Source organism: Mesocricetibacter intestinalis (genome assembly GCF_004363295.1).
Lineage (GTDB): Bacteria > Pseudomonadota > Gammaproteobacteria > Enterobacterales > Pasteurellaceae > Mesocricetibacter > Mesocricetibacter intestinalis.
In genome coordinates this window covers 126,693-145,727 of record NZ_SNYQ01000005.1, presented here as the reverse complement: position 1 = coordinate 145,727, position 19,035 = coordinate 126,693, and the positions used below count along the sequence as shown (strand labels likewise).

At 44.6% G+C, this 19,035-nt stretch carries 17 protein-coding genes, 2 tRNA genes and 1 pseudogene; 10 read left to right on the top strand and 10 right to left on the bottom strand.

Annotation, left to right across the window (positions count from 1 at the left end):
- Positions 1 to 78 precede the first annotated feature (78 nt).
- Both EDC45_RS07565 and hemL read right to left on the bottom strand, forming a co-directional pair.
- Complete coding sequence (locus EDC45_RS07565) at positions 79 to 516, bottom strand: DMT family transporter (RefSeq protein WP_133545071.1); 438 nt, start codon at positions 514 to 516, stop codon at positions 79 to 81.
- A gap of 19 nt (positions 517 to 535) precedes the next feature.
- Positions 536 to 1,816: a glutamate-1-semialdehyde 2,1-aminomutase gene (gene hemL, locus EDC45_RS07560; protein ID WP_133545069.1), complete on the bottom strand. Its 1,281-nt coding sequence runs from the start codon at positions 1,814 to 1,816 to the stop codon at positions 536 to 538.
- A 201-nt stretch (positions 1,817 to 2,017) separates the two neighbouring features.
- On the opposite strand from hemL, the gene wecA reads away from it, so the two are divergent.
- Positions 2,018 to 3,088 (top strand): UDP-N-acetylglucosamine--undecaprenyl-phosphate N-acetylglucosaminephosphotransferase, encoded by a 1,071-nt coding sequence (gene wecA / locus EDC45_RS07555; protein WP_133545067.1) that lies wholly within the window; start codon positions 2,018 to 2,020, stop codon positions 3,086 to 3,088.
- Positions 3,089 to 3,193: 105 nt separating this feature from the next.
- Here wecA and EDC45_RS07550 read toward each other — a convergent pair whose 3' ends face one another.
- Positions 3,194 to 4,072 (bottom strand): LysR family transcriptional regulator, encoded by an 879-nt coding sequence (locus EDC45_RS07550; protein ID WP_133545065.1) that lies wholly within the window; start codon positions 4,070 to 4,072, stop codon positions 3,194 to 3,196.
- Positions 4,073 to 4,175: 103 nt separating this feature from the next.
- Between EDC45_RS07550 and EDC45_RS07545 the strand changes: the two genes are divergently transcribed.
- Positions 4,176 to 4,763 carry an NAD(P)H-dependent oxidoreductase gene (locus EDC45_RS07545; RefSeq protein WP_133545063.1) on the top strand — a complete coding sequence of 196 codons (588 nt, stop codon included), beginning with the start codon at positions 4,176 to 4,178 and terminating at the stop codon, positions 4,761 to 4,763.
- Between the two features lie 71 nt (positions 4,764 to 4,834).
- On the opposite strand, the gene rlmM is transcribed toward EDC45_RS07545, so the two are convergent.
- Positions 4,835 to 5,926, bottom strand: a complete 1,092-nt coding sequence (rlmM, locus tag EDC45_RS07540; protein ID WP_133545061.1) for a 23S rRNA (cytidine(2498)-2'-O)-methyltransferase RlmM — start codon at positions 5,924 to 5,926, stop codon at positions 4,835 to 4,837.
- Positions 5,927 to 5,949: 23 nt separating this feature from the next.
- Positions 5,950 to 6,834 carry a transcriptional regulator GcvA gene (locus EDC45_RS07535; RefSeq protein WP_133545059.1) on the bottom strand — a complete coding sequence of 295 codons (885 nt, stop codon included), beginning with the start codon at positions 6,832 to 6,834 and terminating at the stop codon, positions 5,950 to 5,952.
- Between the two features lie 510 nt (positions 6,835 to 7,344).
- Here EDC45_RS07535 and EDC45_RS07530 point away from each other — a divergent pair.
- The 4 genes from EDC45_RS07530 to EDC45_RS07515 all read left to right on the top strand — a co-directional run bounded on the left by EDC45_RS07530 (position 7,345) and on the right by EDC45_RS07515 (position 9,419).
- Positions 7,345 to 8,361 carry a branched-chain amino acid aminotransferase gene (locus EDC45_RS07530; protein ID WP_133545057.1) on the top strand — a complete coding sequence of 339 codons (1,017 nt, stop codon included), beginning with the start codon at positions 7,345 to 7,347 and terminating at the stop codon, positions 8,359 to 8,361.
- 212 nt (positions 8,362 to 8,573) lie between these two features.
- Positions 8,574 to 9,131, top strand: a complete 558-nt coding sequence (gene pgsA / locus EDC45_RS07525; RefSeq protein ID WP_133545078.1) for a CDP-diacylglycerol--glycerol-3-phosphate 3-phosphatidyltransferase — start codon at positions 8,574 to 8,576, stop codon at positions 9,129 to 9,131.
- Between the two features lie 119 nt (positions 9,132 to 9,250).
- A tRNA-Gly gene (locus EDC45_RS07520) sits at positions 9,251 to 9,326 on the top strand.
- A 6-nt stretch (positions 9,327 to 9,332) separates the two neighbouring features.
- A tRNA-Leu gene (locus EDC45_RS07515) sits at positions 9,333 to 9,419 on the top strand.
- Between the two features lie 413 nt (positions 9,420 to 9,832).
- On the opposite strand, the gene EDC45_RS07510 is transcribed toward EDC45_RS07515, so the two are convergent.
- From EDC45_RS07510 to EDC45_RS07500, 3 genes and pseudogenes are all read right to left on the bottom strand, one after another.
- Positions 9,833 to 10,450, bottom strand: coding sequence for a glutathione S-transferase family protein (locus EDC45_RS07510; RefSeq protein WP_133545055.1), 618 nt, complete (start codon positions 10,448 to 10,450; stop codon positions 9,833 to 9,835).
- A 67-nt stretch (positions 10,451 to 10,517) separates the two neighbouring features.
- Complete coding sequence (locus EDC45_RS07505; RefSeq protein ID WP_133545053.1) at positions 10,518 to 10,949, bottom strand: organic hydroperoxide resistance protein; 432 nt, start codon at positions 10,947 to 10,949, stop codon at positions 10,518 to 10,520.
- A 45-nt stretch (positions 10,950 to 10,994) separates the two neighbouring features.
- Positions 10,995 to 11,609: pseudogene (locus tag EDC45_RS07500) on the bottom strand (nitroreductase); the annotation flags it as partial.
- A 211-nt stretch (positions 11,610 to 11,820) separates the two neighbouring features.
- Between EDC45_RS07500 and EDC45_RS10395 the strand changes: the two are divergent.
- Positions 11,821 to 15,471 (top strand): hypothetical protein, encoded by a 3,651-nt coding sequence (locus EDC45_RS10395; RefSeq protein ID WP_208107258.1) that lies wholly within the window; start codon positions 11,821 to 11,823, stop codon positions 15,469 to 15,471.
- A 150-nt stretch (positions 15,472 to 15,621) separates the two neighbouring features.
- On the top strand, positions 15,622 to 15,852 hold the full coding sequence (locus tag EDC45_RS07480; protein WP_424960665.1) for a putative quinol monooxygenase: 231 nt from the start codon (positions 15,622 to 15,624) through the stop codon (positions 15,850 to 15,852).
- Between the two features lie 180 nt (positions 15,853 to 16,032).
- Here the strand turns inward: EDC45_RS07480 and EDC45_RS07475 are convergent, their stop codons facing one another.
- Positions 16,033 to 16,911 (bottom strand): arginase family protein, encoded by an 879-nt coding sequence (locus tag EDC45_RS07475; RefSeq protein ID WP_133545050.1) that lies wholly within the window; start codon positions 16,909 to 16,911, stop codon positions 16,033 to 16,035.
- Between the two features lie 101 nt (positions 16,912 to 17,012).
- On the opposite strand from EDC45_RS07475, the gene EDC45_RS07470 reads away from it, so the two are divergent.
- Together EDC45_RS07470 and EDC45_RS10485 are read left to right on the top strand one after the other, a co-directional pair.
- Positions 17,013 to 17,708 (top strand): LysR family transcriptional regulator, encoded by a 696-nt coding sequence (locus EDC45_RS07470; protein WP_133545048.1) that lies wholly within the window; start codon positions 17,013 to 17,015, stop codon positions 17,706 to 17,708.
- Positions 17,615 to 17,902, top strand: coding sequence for a LysR substrate-binding domain-containing protein (locus tag EDC45_RS10485; RefSeq protein ID WP_133545046.1), 288 nt, complete (start codon positions 17,615 to 17,617; stop codon positions 17,900 to 17,902). Before EDC45_RS07470 ends, EDC45_RS10485 begins: the two co-directional genes overlap by 94 nt.
- Before the next feature lie 121 nt (positions 17,903 to 18,023).
- Here the strand turns inward: EDC45_RS10485 and arsB are convergent, their stop codons facing one another.
- Positions 18,024 to 19,034, bottom strand: coding sequence for an ACR3 family arsenite efflux transporter (arsB, locus tag EDC45_RS07460; protein WP_133545044.1), 1,011 nt, complete (start codon positions 19,032 to 19,034; stop codon positions 18,024 to 18,026).
- Between the last annotated feature and the right edge of the window lies 1 nt (position 19,035).

The following is a 19,035-nucleotide window of genomic DNA, read 5'->3' as shown; positions in this document are numbered from 1 at the left end:
GACAGAAAATACATTTTTTACGTTCATAAGTCAAAAAAGAGGGTTAAAGCCTTTTACTATATGGCTTTAACCCTCTTTTTACCAACACTTTTGTCCATTATGCCCAATCAGAATCACTCCAATTACCGCCAGACATAAACCGCACCATTGCAGCTTGCTATGACGTTCCCGAAACCAGAATAATCCGATAAAGGTCAACCAAAAAATTTGCAGGCTATTGAGCAGGGTGGAGATTCCCGGCCCTATGGCATAAATACTCTCATGCCAGAGAGCCAGATCAAAAGCCAGAAATACCCCGGATAGAAGCGCATAAGAACGTGCGCTGGCTTTACGCGGAAAACGCTGCCCGAAGCCTTTCGCCAGAATAAAGAACATAATGCTCGCCAATAACAAACGCCAGAATGCCACGGCATAGGCGCCCATCGGCAAATAAATCACGATAACGCCGCCAAGCCCGAATAAAATACAACCGACAATCAGGCCGAAGGCGGCGCGCTGCGGGGATAAATTATGCATTTACCTGGTAGCCGTTCGCTTATAATGCGGCAAAGGCTTTATCCGCAGCAGCCAAGCTGCGTTCAATATCCTCTTCGCTATGCGCCAAGGACATAAAACCCGCCTCAAATGCGGAAGGAGCCAAATACACGCCTTGCTCCAGCATATAATGGAAAAAGCGTTTGAATTTTTCCGTATCGCAGGCCATTACGTCTTGATAGCTTTTCACTTCTGTTTTATCGGTAAAGAATAAGCCGAACATACCGCCCACATAATTTACACAGAACGGAACCTTATGCTTACGGGCAAGTTCGTTTAGACCCAGAACCAGTTTTTCCGTTAAGCGGGCAAGACGCTCTTGGTTACCGGCTTTTTTCAATTCGTTCAAGCAAGCCAAACCGGCCGCCATTGCAATAGGATTGCCGGATAAGGTACCCGCCTGATAAACCGGGCCGGTCGGTGCAATATAGTGCATAATTTCTTTTTTACCGCCGAAGGCCCCTACCGGCATACCGCCGCCGATAACCTTACCCAGACAGGTCAGATCCGGAGTTACCCCATAATAGGACTGTGCGCCCCCCAGGGCTACGCGGAAACCTGTCATCACTTCATCGATAATCAATAAGGCGCCGTACTGGTCGCACAGACGGCGTAATCCTTGCAGAAAACCGGGTTGAGGCGGAATACAGTTCATATTGCCCGCCACCGGCTCCACAATAATGCAGGCGATATCCTGCGGGTATTGTTCGAATGTGCGAGCAACGGAGTCAAGATTATTATAGCTACAGGTCAGGGTATGTTTGGCGAAATCGGCTGGCACCCCCGGAGAATCCGGTTGTCCTAGGGTCAGGGCGCCGGAGCCGGCTTTTACCAACAGGGTATCCGCATGGCCGTGATAGCAACCTTCGAATTTAATGATCTTATCCCGCTTGGTATAACCGCGCGCCAAACGAATGGCGGACATAGTCGCTTCCGTACCGGAACTGACCATACGTACCATCTCAATGGACGGAATCAGACTGCAAACCAATTCCGCCAATTCGATTTCAAGGGGGGTAGGCGCCCCGAAACTTAACCCCTTATGGGCGGTTTTCAATACCGCCTCTAAAATCGCCGGGTGATTGTGGCCCAGAATCATCGGCCCCCAGGAACCGACATAATCAATGTATTTTTTACCGTCCGTATCGAAAATATAAGCACCTTGCGCTTTCTCAATAAATACGGGAGTACCGCCGACCCCTTTAAAGGCGCGAACGGGAGAGTTCACCCCGCCCGGGATCACCTGTTCGGCACGAGAAAACAAAATACTTGAAGTGGACATATAAAACCCCCGGTTAAAATTCGTTAATGAAAAATAAAACCCGCTTATTGTACTGTAAAATCGCTCTCGGTTGAACAGGCAGCCGAACTGCAAATATTTCTCCCCTTTGCCGAAAAAGATTAGGCGCATATTGGCCTTTGTGATATGCTTTGCCATCATATTTTTTTAATTAAAATTCTTTCCGAAAGGCAACCGATTCTCATGTTATGGCTGAGTTTTATATTAACCTTTGTGGTCGCATTTTTAACCATTGTTCTGGCAAGACCTATTGCGATTAAAGTCGGCTTAGTGGACAAACCGAATTACCGAAAACGTCATCAGGGTGCCATTCCGTTACTCGGCGGAATTTCCATTTTTATGGGAAATCTGTGCTTCTATCTTCTGCAATGGGATTCCACCCGACTGCCCTATTTATATTTGTTCTGTATTTTCGTCCTGCTTGTGGTAGGGCTGTTGGACGATCGCTTCGATCTCAGCGCCGGCTTGCGAGCGGTGGTACAGGCCGGCTTATCGGTACTGATGATCTATGCCGGCAACCTTTCATTGGAACATTTAGGTCAGATTATCGGCCCCTTTCAAATTACCCTCGGGCCAATAGGTTTTGTAATTACCGTATTCGCCACCATTGCGGTAATTAACGCCTTTAATATGATCGACGGTATCGACGGCTTACTCGGCGGTTTGTCCGGAGTGGCCTTCGCCGCCATGGGGATTCTGTTGCTGATGGATAATCAGCCTGATCTGGCCGCTTGGTGTTTCGCTTTTATCGTTGCGATTATTCCTTACGCCATGTTTAACCTTTGTATTCCCTTCGGCAGCAAACTGAAAATTTTTATGGGCGACAGCGGCAGTACCTTAATCGGCTTTACCATGATCTGGATTCTGCTGTTGAGTACGCAGGGTAAGGGACATCCGATGAATCCGGTAACCGCCCTGTGGATTATCGCGATTCCGCTGATCGATATGATCGCCATTATTTATCGCCGCCTGCGTAAAGGAAAAAGCCCGTTTAAACCGGATCGTTTACATGTGCATCATTTAATGGTGCGGGCGGGACTTAGTTCCCGTCAGGCATTCTTGGTCATTACCGCCTTTGCGGCTTTATGCGCCGGTTTCGGTATTCTGGGGGAAATTTATTATATTAACGAGTGGGTGATGTTCGGCGCCTTTATCGTGCTGTTTTTCCTGTATTCCTATTCTATTACCAAAGCTTGGAAAATCACCCGCTGGGTACGCCGTTTAAAACGCCGCGCCCGTCGCGCCAAACATTAGCAGCTTCTTATAAGGCCGGATTCTAAATAACGAACCTAAAAAAGAGCGGTTAAAAAGATAGGTATTTTTTTAACCGCTCTTTTTTATTCCCGCACTCATCTTGATTTAACCGGAATCCTTGCCGATTTGCTGCTTCAAAAAGTCCAGAAAATACTGGACTTTCGCCGGGAGCAAACGGGTTTCCGTTAGGGCATAAACAGGTATGGCGCTTCCTTGCCACTGGGGCAAAAGGTGCAGCAACCGCCCCTGTGCGACAAAGGGCGCCGCCAGCCGGTGCGGAAACAGACCTATGCCCAGCCCGTTCAGAGCCAGATTCAGCGCCAGTCCCCAGTTATTCATTTTATAATTGCCCTGAATCTCCAATTGACAACTTTCCTTCCCCTTATGCAACACCCAACGATTGTTTTTGACCGTTGAAAGGCATTGATGCTGCACCAAGGTCTCTATTCGGGTCGGGCTGCCCTGTCGCCGCAAATAATCCGGTGCGGCATATAACCCTTGTTCCAGCACGGTCAGGCGGCGGGCGATAAAATGAGAATCGCTCAGTTCGCCTAAACGAATCACCAAGTCCATATGCTCGCTAATCAGATCCACTCTGCGCGGCGTAACGTCAAATTCAATCTGAATATGCGGGTAATGTCGATAAAACTCCGCTAACAGCGGTGCAATCAATAAGTTTGCCGTATCCGGCGCAATGGAAATATTCAGTCGCCCCCGCGGCTGAGCTTGGATCTCCGTCAGTTCCCGCTGAATCAGTTTGGCTTCCTCCAATAGAGGGGATACCCGCTCTAAATATCGCTCGCCCGCCTCCGTCAATTCAATTTTACGGGTGGTGCGGTTAAGTAAGCGCAAGCCGAGCTTTTGTTCCAACTGGCTGATTTTGCGCGAAAGTGTGGATTTAGGAATACCGCTGGTTTTGGCCGCAAGGGCGAAACTGCGCTGGCGGGCCACGGCAACGAAAGCGCTCATCTCATCAAATAACATTTTATTATCCCGAATATAAAACAATGAATTCCATTTTAGCCGGTTTTATTCCAAATTATAACAATATATAATTCCCGCACAATCTAAACAATAAGGAATAAAAATGAAAATCTTATTATTAAACGGCGGCAAACGCTTCGGCCATTCCAACGGCGAATTGAATCAAACCCTGCATGATACGGCGAAGGAATGTCTTACTCAGGCCGGACATCAAATTCAGGAAACCCTGATCGATCAAGGATATGATATTGAAAAGGAAATTGAAAAATATCTGTGGGCCGATGCGGTGATCTATCAAATGCCGGGCTGGTGGATGGGCGAGCCATGGATTGTAAAAAAATACATTGATGAAGTCTTTACCCAGGGGCATGGTAAATTATATCAGAGCGACGGCCGCACCCGTTCCGACGCAAGCAAGAAATACGGTTCCGGCGGTTTATTGCAGGGGCGTAAACATATGCTGTCCCTAACTTGGAACGCTCCTTTGGAAGCCTTTGAAGATCCGGCGCAATTTTTCCATGGTACCGGGGTGGACAACGTCTATATGCACTTCCATAAGGCCAATGAGTTTTTAGGTATGCAAGCCCTGCCGACCTTTATGTGCAATGATGTGATTAAAGCACCGGATGTGCCGGCTTACATCGCGCAATATCGCCAACATTTGGCCAAGGTATTCGGTAACGCCGCATAATAGCCCCCATAAGAAAACCGTAGCGCCAAAAGAACAGCTACGGTTTTTTCTATGCTTTTTATTCCTTGTTCTTATTCTTTAAGCGCAATATGCACGCTAACCTCTTCCCGATCATGATAAAGTTGCTTGGCCTGAATACTGAATTTTAGCCCCTGTCGTTGCAACCCTTGAGCTAACAGTTCCAGACATCGGCACACTTCCTGATAACGTTTTTTCATCGGTAACTTCAGATTGAAAATGGTTTCCCTGCACCAGCCATTAACCAGCCATTTTAAAATCAGTGCGGCAATACGCGCCGGCTGCTCCACCATATCGCATACCAACCATTGTATTTTATGCCGTTTCGGCGGGCGAAATTTAAAACCGTCTTCCGCACAATGCTCTATCCGACCGCTTTCATGCAAACTCGGCGCCATTTTGCCGTGATCCACCGCATACACAAAAAGACCGCGTTTAACCAGCTGATAGGTCCAGCCCCCCGGACAGGCGCCTAAATCCACCGCAAACATAGTTTCATTCAGTCGTTTACTTTCCTGCGCACGGGGAATAAAGGTTAAAATCGCTTCTTCCAACTTTAAGGTAGAACGGCTGGGCGCATCATGCGGAAATTTCAAACGGGGAATCCCCATGGCATAAGGGCTGCGATTGTCCGCATAGGAATAACCTACATAGCAGGCATTGGAGGCAATGAAAAAAATATGTAAAAACAGACCGCTCTTTTGCTGCGCTGATGCCTGAAGCCACCCCTGTTTCTTCAATGCCTGACGCAAAGGAACGCTAAATTTACGACAAAAGGTCGAAAGTTCTTTGGCTTGATTGGTATCCGCAGTTTCCACCAACAATTCCAGGCTCCGAGCCAAATCCTTATGTGGCGTTATTTGCCGATAACAATCAATAATAGGCCCGATACGATCATCACTACTGAGGTTTTCCACTAAATCGGAAACCACAACCATCTGACGAATAAAAATCAGACTGGAAAAAGCAATTTCACGCGCCAGTCTGTCCGCCTCTCCGCTCTGATAACATTCAAATATCACATAGGCGCTGTTTTCCGGCGCTCTGGCAAACCCGAACACGCCGCATTGCGCCGCCTTATCGCTGATTTCCGCCGCCGCTTCTTTTTCAAATCCGCTCCGGCAATATAATGCTAACTTATTCAACTTATCCTATCCTTTTATCCCGCCTATGTACGGCTTTGCATGGCCTGCATAATCCATTCTCTAAAGGCTTTGATTTTCGAATCCTCCAGCTTATTTAAGTCATTCACCACATAAAAAGCTTTAGGATCCTTTAAATCCGCCGGTAACACTGCAACCAAATGACCGTTATCCAGTTCCTGCTGCGCCAGTACCCGGTTGGCAAGCACAACTCCTTGCCCGTGTACCGCCGCCTGTAACGCCATAAAGGTATGGCTGAATAGCGGCCCTTGCCGCACCTTTAAATTTTCTGATTTTAAGGCCGCCGCCATATTTTGCCAATTTTCGCGGGTATGAATATGAATCAGGGTATGGCGGCTGAGATCCGCCGCATTATCGATCGGATTCTCCGCCAATAATTTGGGCGCCGCCAAGATCACCAGCTTCTCTTCGCACAGCCGTTCCACATACAGATTATCCCAGTGGCCGTACCCGTAATAGACGGCAATATCAATATCCTCGCCCAAAATTCCTTCGTCCTGCTCCGAACCTTTTAATCTCACCTCAATGGCGGGATATTGCCGGTTAAAATCATTTAAACGCGGCACCAGCCAGTTTATGCCGAAGGTTTGCGGTACGCTAATGGCTAAATGGGATTTTTCCTGCGCCATCAGCCGACCGGTAATATCCGCCAGCTTATGCAGAATGGGAGAAACTTCACTATAATAACTTTTACCGGCTTCGGTTAATTCCAGAGCGCGGTTTTTACGTTTGAAAAGATTAACCCCTAAAAAATCTTCCAATAATTTAATCTGATGACTGACCGCCGCTTGGGTTACGAATAGCTCGTCCGCCGCTTTGGTAAAGCTGAGATGCTTGGCCGAACTTTCGAAAGCCTTCAATGAATTCAAGGGAGGCAAACGTTTAAACATATTTCTTTCCAATATTAAAATTTTTATTTATAATAAAGCACGTCTTTGTTCGGATTAGTTTTTTTTATCATTCAAATAAAAATATCTCACTTGTCTGACCTCTTCTCCATCAATATAATGCGCACGTACTTAATGAGTGGTAATTCCTTATCGGTTATAGCTTATACTTAATTAAGTATTATGTTGTGTTTGCATATTGTTCGGGCAACCGAACGGAGTAACTGAATTTTTAAGTTACTTAATTTAACTTCCTGTATATTTTAGACCTAATTTTGGGTTCGTAATGCGCCGCTCTTATGAGCGGTGTTTTTTTATCCGCAATAGGGCAATTAACTTGCCTTTACGAGCAAAATTCGCACATAAAATCATATTGAATCAATCCCTCGTATCATATCATAACTCCCTTTCCAGACCAGCATAAAACTTTATCCGAGCATAAATAATCGCTTGCATCATTATTAGAATGGTGTAAGTTAATATCCAATGTGGTAAATAAAATAAGGATAAAAAATGAAAGATCTTGATTGGCAAAACCTCGGTTTCGGATATATAAAAACGGATTATCGTTATATTGCTTACTGGAAAAACGGCAGTTGGTCCGCCGGAGAATTAACCCGGGACAATATACTGCATATTAGCGAAGGATCCACCGCCCTGCATTACGGTCAACAATGTTTCGAAGGATTAAAAGCCTATCGCACCAAAGAGGGTTCCATTAATTTATTCCGCCCCGATGAAAATGCGAAACGTATGCAAAGCAGCTGTCGGCGTCTGCTTATGCCGGAAGTTCCGCTAGAAATGTTTGTCGATGCCTGTAAACAGGTGGTTAAAGCCAACGAAGAATGGGTCGGCCCTTACGGTTCCGGCGCCACTTTATATTTGCGCCCGATGATAATCGGCGTCGGCGATAATATCGGCGTTAGCCCTGCGCCTGAATATATTTTCTCTGTTTTCTGCTGTCCGGTGGGCGCTTATTTTAAAGGTGGAATGAAACCGACCAATTTTCTGGTTTCCGATTATGACCGCGCCGCTCCGCAGGGAACCGGTGCGGCTAAAGTCGGCGGCAATTATGCGGCAAGCTTATACCCGGGTAAAAAAGCCAAATCTCTGGGATTCGGTGATTGTATTTATCTGGATCCGGCCACTCATACAAAAATTGAAGAAGTGGGCTCCGCAAACTTTTTCGGAATCACCAAAGACAATAAATTCGTAACCCCGTTATCGCCTTCAATTCTTCCGAGTATTACCAAATATTCCTTACTTTATTTAGCTAAAGAACGCTTGGGAATGGAAGCCATTGAGGGGGACGTCTATATTGCCGATTTGGATCAATTCAAAGAAGCGGGCGCCTGTGGAACCGCAGCGGTAATTACCCCGATAGGCGCTATTCAGAACGGAGAGGATTACCATGTTTTCTATTCGGAAACGGAAGTCGGCCCGGTAACCAAACAACTCTATGATGAACTGGTGGGTATTCAATTCGGGGATCGTCCCGCACCGGAAGGCTGGATTGTAAAAGTCGAATAATTCCTCCCCCACAAAAAAACGTAATCATAAAAAAGATTGGTACCCCGATGCCAATCTTTTTTATTGGCACCCTATTTATTCCCGACTTTGATTGCCAAGGGATAACAACTCCGTCCTGTGAAAACAAGATAAAAGCCTAAATGCCATTCCAAAATAAAAAAATATGTTTTAGAATAAATCCAACTGTAATCCGAATGCATTCCTACTCTGATATGAAACTGAATATACCCACATTTCTAACCTTATTTCGCGTCATATTAATTCCTTTTTTCGTTATCGCCTTTTACCTGCCTTTTACCTGGGCTCCTCTGCTTACCACCCTAATCTTTTTTATCGCCTCCGTAACCGACTGGCTGGACGGTTATTTGGCTCGAAAATGGAAACAAACCACAAGATTCGGCGCTTTTCTCGATCCGGTGGCGGATAAAGTCATAGTCGCAACCGCCCTGGTATTGGTGGTGGAATATTATCATGCCTTCTGGATTACCCTACCCGCCATTATTATGATTGCCAGAGAAATCATTATCTCCGCACTACGCGAATGGATGGCGGAACTTGGCAGCCGTACCACCGTTGCCGTATCTCATTTAGGTAAAATAAAAACCACCGCTCAGATGTTCGCATTGGGCGGCTTATTATGGCGTCAGGCGCCTTGGATGGAAATTACCGCGATCATTCTGCTTTATATTGCGGCAATCCTGACCGCCTGGTCGATGATACAATATCTGAAAGCGGCCAAAGGTTCATTATTATCCGATATTAACCCCTAAGCGGGATTATCCGATTTGATTTGAATTATTTTTAAACAACTAATCTGAAAAGCCTATTTTTTTATTTGACTCGATTTTTTAAATCTGTAAAATGACGCTCCGTTAATTCGGAACAATATGCGGGAATAGCTCAGTTGGTAGAGCACGACCTTGCCAAGGTCGGGGTCGCGAGTTCGAGCCTCGTTTCCCGCTCCATTCTCAGCCCGAGTGGTGAAATCGGTAGACACAAGGGATTTAAAATCCCTCGACTTTCGAGTCGTGGCGGTTCAAGTCCGCCCTCGGGCACCATTTGAAATTATTTTCCTCCATTTTTCATCATAAGCAAGCCAAAGCACGGTTAAATTCAAATTGTTTTTTGATGAAAGATAATTTTGTCCTTTCTCATATGATGCCCGCACCGGCAAGATTGATGCAATTTGCTTAGATTTTTAATATGCCGTTCTCACCTTCGCCCTTAGTAAACATAGTTAAGCATAATGCTACTTACCATTTGCCGTTTTCAGTTAAATAATCACATCATCAAATTGTGATAGGCCCAGTTAGGGATTTATTTTTTGAAAAAAATGAAAGTAATAAAAAAGAATTGCTAATTCGGTAAAAATATTAACCTGGAAACATAAAAAACCGTCCTGAAAGCGAATTAGTTATTTCGGCTATCGGGACGGTAATAGCATGTACTTGAAAATTTAGTTACTTTTTATTTATCCGTTTAACTGCGGCAGATGTAATTCACCGACCCGTTTGCAGGCTTTACAATAACTCGGATGTTTTTCCACCTGAGTTACAAAGCGTTCAATATTAGGATATTGTCCTTGCTTCACAAACAAAAGGGCAAACTGTAATGGAAATGACATCATAATATCCGCTGCACTAAATTCATCTCCAAGCAGCCAATGCTTATCCTTCAAACTCGTTTCAATATAACTCATATGCAATTCGAATTGATTTTCGCAGAATACCGCGGCTTTTCCCTCCGCCAGATATTTCATAACAAAGGCCGCCATAGCGGAACCCTCTGCATAATGCAGCCAATGCAAGTATTGAGCATAAGCGGGCTGCTCGGCTGTTGGCCGTAAACGTCCCTTGGCATAGCGAGTTAGAAGATATTCCACAATGGCACCGCTTTCCGCCACCACGATCCCCTCATCGGAAATTAGCGGTGATTTGCCTAGCGGATGGATAGCGCGCAAAGCCTGAGGAGCAAGCCGAGTAACGGGATCCCGTTTGAATTCTTCAACTTGATAGCTGATGCCCAATTCTTCTAAAAGCCAAGCGATACGCTGTGAACGGGAATTTTCAAGATTGTATAACCTAATCATCTGTTTTCCTTGAGATAAAAAGTGCGGTCGGATTTTGTAAAGTTTTTACATCATCCGAAGGCTTTCATTATAAATCGAAACTGTTGATCATATTCACGTGTAAACGCACGTCCAAATTACCGCGTACCGCATTTGAATACGGACATACTTCGTGTGCGCGCTGAATTAACGCCCGTGCCTCCGCTTCGCTCAAGCCCGCTACGGTGATGGTAATATCTAAATCCAAACTGAAGGTCCCATCCGCTTTTTGACCGATACCTACGCCCACGCTGGTACTTGCCTGAGTCGGCTCCAACTTCATTTGACCTGCAACCAAGTTCATCGCACTATCGAAACAGGCGGCATAGCCCATAGCAAAGAGCTGCTCCGGATTGGTTCCTTGTTTGCCGCTGTCATCTTGAAAAGACACTAAATCAAAACCGATTGAGCCGTCATCCGTTCTGGTATATCCGGAACGGCCGCCTGTTGCGGTTGCCGAAGTTTTATAGAAAATTTTCATTACATTACTCCTCTAAGGTTTAAATCTTATGTTTTCCTGCGATTATTACCAATGCATGCTGACGCTTTCGGATAAGGGAACACGCCCCAGGTGTTTTTGATTTTGCATTGCCTGCCAATCCGGGTGGCCGAATGAGATCACATGCAACAATTTATAATCATCGGAAACCGCCAATTCTTTGCGAATATCATCGGCAAATAATGCCAAGGCAAGTTGCGGGATTCCACCGAAACCGCGAGCGGTAAGCGACAATAAAAAGGTCTGCGAATACATGCCGAGATCCGACGCAATATTGACATCATGATTGTCCACTTTCGGCATAAACAAAAATGCCATATGCGGTGCGCCGTAGCCGGCAAAATTATCATCGTAAACTACTTGACGCCCTGCCTTATCTTCGCGCGCAATACCGTAGCTGGTAGTAAAAACATGTTCGTATTGATTGCGCCAACGTTGTTCGTATTTGCCTAAAAATTTAGCCTGATTAAACTCAAAATCCGGTGTAAATTTGCCCTCTGCAGCACGGATTTTAAATTTGTTTTTTAAGCGCGCCAGAGTTTCTCCGGAAGCGATATGCACCTGCCAAGGCTGCGTATTGCAGGCGGAAGGGGCATTTTGAGCATCAGCCAGAATTTGCTGAATCTCCGCTTCAGACATCGGCGTCGGTAAAAATTAAGCGCCAGTCAAATTAATTTGAACTTAACTTCTTTTCTGTCCAAATTCCTTTTCTATCAACTAATGTTTCTATCGGCGCTCTTTCCACAGCCAAATAACAATTTAGAAACAATTTTATAGCTTTGAATTAACTTAATAAGTTGTTAGAATAGCCGCCGATTTAAACTTTCCATTTATTAAAAAATAAGGATACGCAATGGCGAAAATTCTTCATGTTGTTCAACAAAACCACATTACCCAAATTACCCTTTCGGAAAATGAGATCATTCGCCTTCAAGCAGAACCCGATACCCTATATCAACTCTTTGATGAAAATGGTCAGCTGCTTCAAGAAGTTAATTCCGAACTTATCGGTACGGATTTATCCATTAGTTTTGAACAAGAAGAAACCCGATTAATTTTAGAAAATTATAAAAATACCTATCCTATTGAAAGCCGTGCGTACCTAAATGAACTTCAAACAACTTTGGCGACTTCATCGAGTGCTGAACAAGCCGCATTATATAGCGCACCGGTACAAGCGACCGAAACTTCAATCTTAAAAACTGCCGGCTTATTTGGATTAAGTGCTTTAGCTATTGGCGGTATTGCTCTTGCTGCGTCCAATAAAGGCGGACATCATTCCTCAAACTCGGAACCTACTCCACAACCGGAACCTACTCCACAACCGGAACCTATTCCACAACCGGAACCTACTCCGCAACCGGAACCTATTCCACAACCGGAACCTACTCCGCAACCGGAACCTACTCCACAACCGGAACCTGTTCCACAACCGGAACCTACTCCACAACCGGAACCTACTCCACAACCGGAACCTACTCCGCAACCGGAACCTGCTCCGCAACCGGAACCTACTCCACAACCGGAACCTGCTCCGCAACCAGAACCTGCTCCGCAACCGGAACCTACTCCACAACCGGAACCTGCTCCGCAACCAGAACCTGCTCCACAAATTTCCGATCTCACCATTGCCAATGATAATTTTATCAATGTAAATGAGGGGCTAAGCAATATTAAAATCAGCGGAAAAGTTGCTAATGTTGCCGAAGGTACAAAAGTGCGGTTGGAAATTGGCGCAAAAACAATTGAATTACAGATAGAAAACGGCACATTCAGCACCGAGGTTGAACCGGAAATTATGCTGGCAAATCGTAAAATTAACGTAACCGTCATCAATACGGATAAAGCCGGCAATCAACCCATCGGCACGGCAGAGAAAGATTATGAAGTCGATCCGAATTTAGTGGCGGCGATTGATATTACCCATATTGGTCAGGCGTTTAGTGCCGACTTGCCACAAACTACTCGGATTAGCGGCGGGGTGGAATTTGATGGTATTTACGCCCAAGGACAAAATGCCCAAATGATTCGAGCGGTAAATCTGGTTATCGGTAATAAAACCTATACCACCGGTTTTGACGGTAAAAATAAATCCTTCTATGTAGATATTCCAACCAATGAATTGGCTGAATTAAATGGTCAAACGGTAACTATTAACTTCCGTAACAATAAAACCGATATTCCGCATACGAAAAATATTACCACCGATGATCCGGTTAATTTATTTGAATCGGTTTATAAATTAACTCAAAACGGTAATACCTATCGATTGGAAGAACAAGTTCTATTTCCTGAGAAAAATAAACTCCCGATTGAATTGAAATCCTTCAATCTCAGCAGTGAAGCATTGGCGGAGAATAACATCTTGTCGGTTCAAACACCAAAAACTAGCATTACGGGTAAAGTGAGCGGGCTTGCTACACCTGATGATCATATTGAGATTAAGGTGGGTGAAAAAATCTTGGGAACAACCAAAGTCAATGCGGATAACACCTTTAGTCTGGAGATTGAAACGGCCCAATTAAATCATAGCGACAATGTAGAAGCGGTTTTAACCACGAAATCGGACGACAAAACGATTATTGTGAAAGATACGGAAACTTATATTGCACCAAGTATGGTCGGTTCTGAATTTGTTTCACAACATCAAGAAATACCGAAAGCCCAACGTAAAACCGATCATACTAAAGCCGATTATAACTTCCCGTATTTTATTGACGGATTGTTGATGAACGACTCTCAAGGTTTTAATCGAAAAGTACCGATTGGCGGTACGGCTGAACCTTTGGTGATTAAATATCACTTTATGACGGAAGATGAAGCCAAAGAAATACCGGGGCCTGATAATGAAGGCTATATAAAAGGGGCGTATTTTGACTATTCGGACGAACAGAAAGAAATGTTCCGTTTTGCTTATAAGGTTTATGAAAAATATATCAATGTGAAGTTTGTTGAAGTTGATGATCCAAAAGAAGCGGATTCCAAAATTTATTTATCCGAATCAAACAATCCTTTGGATGGTTATCTTGCCTTTGCCAGCCCTGGTAGCGATGTAGTATGGAATAAACATTCAATCGATCCTACTCTTATAAATCAATTGAATGTAATTTATAACACCACTTTCCACGAAATCGGGCATACATTAGAAATAGACCACTCCGAAGAGAATGGTAAACCGATAGCCGGGTTCGAAAACGAAGCAACCACCGAATTTACAATGGAATCCTATAATCGATTTATCGAGGGAGGTCCGCTCAGTAATTATAATGATATTCGGGTCTATGATTTAGCCACCTTGCACTATCGTTATGGGGTAAGCCAAAGTGCCCGTACCGGTAATGATACCTATACTTTCCGGGATTATAACGGTTTGGAAAGCGATGCCGGCTTATATATTTGGGACGGCGGCGGCGTCGATACCTTTGATGCGTCCAATGAAAAATTAGGCGTGAATGTCAACTTAACCCCGGGTTCTTGGATTTATCGTGGTGAAAAACTGGAGAAATATTTCCTGGCGGACGGTAAAGAAATTTTAACGCCTCACCAATATTTTAATTTACCGGAAGGTACTCAAATAGATGGGCATTTTGATAAAGTTTCAGACGGAATAGTTGGTGAAATTCTTGGCGGATTAGGCACTTTGGGCGAAATGCTTAGTGGATTGGGTAATTTGGACGATATTCTTGGTGTGCTAGGCGGATTAGAGGGTATCGGTGATATTTTAAGCGGAATAAAACCAAAGCCTAACCAAAAAGAATTAGTTACATATGTAAAAAACCAAGCCTTTATCGGTTACGGCACACAGATCGAGAATTTGATCGGCTCCGATTATGATGACGTATTAACCGGCAATAACGCCGATAATAATATCGAAGGCGGGAAAGGTAACGATACCATTCGTGGCGGGGCAGGTAATGATTACCTGAACGGTGGCGAAGGATCGGATACGATGTATGGCGAAATCGGTGATGATCGCTATGTGGTGGATAATGTCAGCGATAAAGTGATCGAAAATGCCAACGAAGGCACGGATACCGTTTACAGCCACATCGACTATGCTTTACCGGGAAATGTTGAAAATCTCACCTTAATCGGCACAACCGCCAAATCAGCAATCGGTAATGAATCGGATAATGTTTTGATCGCCAATAATTCTGGCAATACCCTCAATGGTGGGACTGGAAACGACCGTTTGATCGGCGGTTTGGGAGTGGATACGCTCATCGGCGGCGAAGGTAACGATACTTTCGTGTTCCAAACCGAATTGAACGGCAATATTGATAACATTAAAGATTTTGCCGACAGCGATAAAATTGCTTTATCACAAAAGATCTTCAAGGCAATAAGCAACGGAATGGCAAACTTTGACGATTATATTCAATATGATAGTACCAGCGGTAAACTATTCTATGATGAAGACGGTCAAGGCGGACGAGACAGTGTACATTTTGCTAACTTAAATCAAGGTTTAACAATTGCCCAAACTCAGTTTGAAGTGATTTAATTTCAGGAGTAAATCAACAAATGCACAATCTTCGGATTGTGCATTTCTATATGATGAACTTTCGGTCTTTGTACAACTGCTACAATTTCCGGGCGATAAAAGGTAAAACAGACAGAAAAAACTCGCACGAATTTAGTAATGGCATAATCCCTGCAAAAAGAACCGGCTGTATTGGCTATGTATGCCGCTACCCTGCAGGATGAGCCAGCTCAATGGTATTTTTTCGAAATCTACCAAGATGATGCAGCTTATCAAAAACATCGCCAAAGTGAACATTTTCAATATTATCTGCAACAAACCGCCAATATGCTAAGGGATAAAAAGATCATAAATATCGACCCACTATTTTTGCGCAATCAGGGCGGATTATATTTCGATTAATCCGTATGCACACGGCGATACAGGCTTACCCGGCGGCAAGGTAACAAGGAGCGCAACAGTCCGCCGGTTCTTCGTCAGAATAACGCTTTATAAGCTAAAGATAATATGAGTAATCCCACCCTTACCAACAAAATTTTGTTGATAATCTCACCATTAGTGCAAAGCCGACCGCAGATAACATTAATCCGCCAGTAACGGCAAATTATGTAATAAATAACGCAATTTTATGACTTCTCGCGGCATAGGCTCGGCGATAGTTAACCCCAGCAGATGATAATGTTGCGCAATATCCTGAATTAACCGAATCACAGTATTCACCTTTAATCCCTGAGGATCGGCAGCAACCGCCATGCGTAAATCCTGCGGATCCAATCCGTCCAAATCAAGATGCACTAGGATATTTCGCTTGCCCCTTTGTCTTAGAAACTTCAGTACCGATTCGCTGCTGAGATTAGCCTCTTGCGCCGAAATATGATGTACGCCGAAATCCGCTAACCGTTCCAAATCGCCGGGAACCTCGCTGCGAAAACCGACAATCACTGCATTTTGCGGATTGATTTTTGCCGGTAATTTATTAATAAGTTGCTGGTCCCCCTGCCCGCAAAGGGTTGCTAAGGCCATGGCGTAATACCCCAAATAGCCTTCATGCGGACGCGTCAAATCAGGGTGCGCATCGATCCAGACTACCGCAACATCGCCTTGATATTTCTCCGCCAAATAGCTAAAAGGTGCAACACTGACCGAACATTCACCACCTAAGGTAACGATTTTGTCCGGCTGATAAATTACTAGGGTATCCAGTGCCGCTTGCAACTGGCGGTTTAAAATTTGATAAGCATAAATCCCCTTTTCCAGGCTAAGATTTTCATCGGCATAATCTAGGCTGACCGGTACGCTGGCTTGTAGGGTTTGCGTTTTCGGCGCAAGCCAGTCCAATAGTTGAGAACCGAGATAATAGCCCTGTGCTGCCGCCTGTTGGCTTAGTTCCGGAACAAGTTCCGGCATAATCGCCGGATCTGCTCCCTGCCACTGTGGAAAAGTTAAACGTAGAATTTTCATATAGCCTCCTATCCATTTATAGCTGTGGAATTTTAAACTTGCTTTTAACTCCCGTATATGAATAATTCAGAGCTTTACAATCCCTAAAAATGAGATAATCCATGGATAAATTACAAGCCTTGAAAATTTTTTGTTCCCTGGCGGAAACCTTACAGTTTCGGGAAACCGCAAGCCGACTGGCAATCTCCCCTCAAGTGGTCAGCCGTATTATCGCTGAATTGGAACAAAGTCTGGGCGATAGTTTATTTCAGCGCAACACCCGCCAAGTACAACTCAGCGATTTCGGACGGCAAATTCTGCCGAATGCTAAACAGATTATTTTGGCCAGCGAACAGTTATTCGAACAAAAAACTGCGGTTCAGGACATTGCCGGAATTGTGCGCATCAGCGTCCCCGATGCCCCGTTAATGCATAAACTGCTGCCGCCACTTCTACAAAAATTACAAGCATATCCGAATTTACAGCTTGATTGGCGAATGGAAATGAAATTGGTCGATAAAGTAGGAGAGCGGATTGATCTCGGTATCCGCATGGGAAGCGCACCGAGCGATAGCAGTTTAATTGTTAAAAAAGCAGCGCAATTTCACGAAAAAATTGTTGCTTCCCCCCTATTATTATCTCGTTTCGGTATGCCGAGGGATTTACAGGATCTGGCACAAAACTACCCGCTTGCCGCTTTTATTCATGAAAGCTTCGGACGTTATTGGGCTTGGGGCTGGACAAACAACATATTCTACAGCCGCACAATCCCTACTTTGCCGGTAATAACCTGCACAGCCACCTACTTGCCGCCCTAAGCGGATGCTGCGTCGCCTTTCTGCATGATCTCGCTTGTGAACCTTATTTGGCAAAGGGTGAACTAATCGAACTTTTTCCCGAATTGCCCCGCACCCGATGGGGTGTTTATATTTATCGCCCCCAATGTCAAATTACTCATCCCAGAATAAAATTAGTTTTTGATCTATTGGTCGAGTTATTGGCACAACATTAGAAAAAGTGCGGTCATTTTTCGGCAAGTTTTTTCACCTCGATAATACCGCTAATCCAATTAATATTATTTGATTTCCGCCGGATCGCCTGCGGGTGTCATTCGCTCCGGCTATGTATTTCCTTTAAGATGAATATTGATTCAGTCGATTGATAATAAATACTAAAGACAACATTACCGGTACCTCGACTAAAACCCCCACAACCGTGGCCAATGCCGCACCGGAATGCAAACCGAATAATGAAATAGCAACCGCCACCGCCAGTTCAAAAAAATTACTGGTGCCGATTAGGCAGGCCGGTGCGGCAATCGCATGGGGCAACTTCAGCACTTTGGCGATAATATAGCCTAACCAGAAAATACCATAGGTCTGCACCAGCAAGGGTATAGCGATTAAACCTATTATCAGCGGTTGAGCGATAATGGTATTGGCTTGAAAAGCGAATAACAAAATCACGGTCAACAATAATCCCGCCATTGAAAAAGGTTTTAATTTTGCGGTAAAAGCGCTGACGGATCTATTCCCCTTTAACAACAGACGGCGAGTAAACCAACCGGCGCTTAGCGGCAGTAATACATAGAGAACCGTACTGTAAACTAAGGTGGCGACGGGAATTTCAATATTGCTCACCCCTAATAAAAAACCGGCAATAGGCGCAAAAGCGAAAATCATAATAATATCGTTGACGGAAACCTGCACTAAAGTGTAGTTCGGATCCCCTTTAACCAGCTGCGACCAAACAAATACCATCGCCGTACAGGGTGCAACGCCGAGCAAAATCATACCTGCGATATATTCTTGCGCCGACTGCGGATCTACCCAAGGGGCAAATAAAAAGTGAAAAAATAACCATCCGATCAAGGCCATACTGAAAGGCTTAATCAACCAGTTAATCACCAGGGTTAAAATTAACCCCTGCGGTTTTTTACCCACATTTTTAATTGCCGACCAGTCAATTTGAATCATCATCGGATAAATCATCAGCCAAATCAACAAGGCTACGGGTAAATTAATATGTGCCGCCTCCAGTAAAGCGATAGCCTGAATTTGTTCGGGTATTATCAGCCCGATAGCCACCCCGATAATAATCGCCAGTAGCACCCAAATCGTTAGAAAACGTTCAAAAATGCCCATT

What these genes read in the sequence shown, in the direction of transcription:
- hemL (WP_133545069.1), bottom strand. Translation starts at nt 1,816, where the DNA reads ATGTCCACTTCAAGTATTTTGTTTTCTCGTGCCGAACAGGTGATCCCG.
- EDC45_RS07470 (WP_133545048.1), top strand. Translation starts at nt 17,013, where the DNA reads ATGGATAAATTACAAGCCTTGAAAATTTTTTGTTCCCTGGCGGAAACC.
- EDC45_RS07550 (WP_133545065.1), bottom strand. Translation starts at nt 4,072, where the DNA reads ATGTTATTTGATGAGATGAGCGCTTTCGTTGCCGTGGCCCGCCAGCGC.
- pgsA (WP_133545078.1), top strand. Translation starts at nt 8,574, where the DNA reads ATGAAACTGAATATACCCACATTTCTAACCTTATTTCGCGTCATATTA.
- EDC45_RS07545 (WP_133545063.1), top strand. Translation starts at nt 4,176, where the DNA reads ATGAAAATCTTATTATTAAACGGCGGCAAACGCTTCGGCCATTCCAAC.
- EDC45_RS07505 (WP_133545053.1), bottom strand. Translation starts at nt 10,949, where the DNA reads ATGAAAATTTTCTATAAAACTTCGGCAACCGCAACAGGCGGCCGTTCC.
- EDC45_RS07565 (WP_133545071.1), bottom strand. Translation starts at nt 516, where the DNA reads ATGCATAATTTATCCCCGCAGCGCGCCGCCTTCGGCCTGATTGTCGGT.
- EDC45_RS10395 (WP_208107258.1), top strand. Translation starts at nt 11,821, where the DNA reads ATGGCGAAAATTCTTCATGTTGTTCAACAAAACCACATTACCCAAATT.
- arsB (WP_133545044.1), bottom strand. Translation starts at nt 19,034, where the DNA reads ATGGGCATTTTTGAACGTTTTCTAACGATTTGGGTGCTACTGGCGATT.
- EDC45_RS07510 (WP_133545055.1), bottom strand. Translation starts at nt 10,450, where the DNA reads ATGATTAGGTTATACAATCTTGAAAATTCCCGTTCACAGCGTATCGCT.
- EDC45_RS07535 (WP_133545059.1), bottom strand. Translation starts at nt 6,834, where the DNA reads ATGTTTAAACGTTTGCCTCCCTTGAATTCATTGAAGGCTTTCGAAAGT.
- wecA (WP_133545067.1), top strand. Translation starts at nt 2,018, where the DNA reads ATGTTATGGCTGAGTTTTATATTAACCTTTGTGGTCGCATTTTTAACC.
- EDC45_RS07530 (WP_133545057.1), top strand. Translation starts at nt 7,345, where the DNA reads ATGAAAGATCTTGATTGGCAAAACCTCGGTTTCGGATATATAAAAACG.
- EDC45_RS07475 (WP_133545050.1), bottom strand. Translation starts at nt 16,911, where the DNA reads ATGAAAATTCTACGTTTAACTTTTCCACAGTGGCAGGGAGCAGATCCG.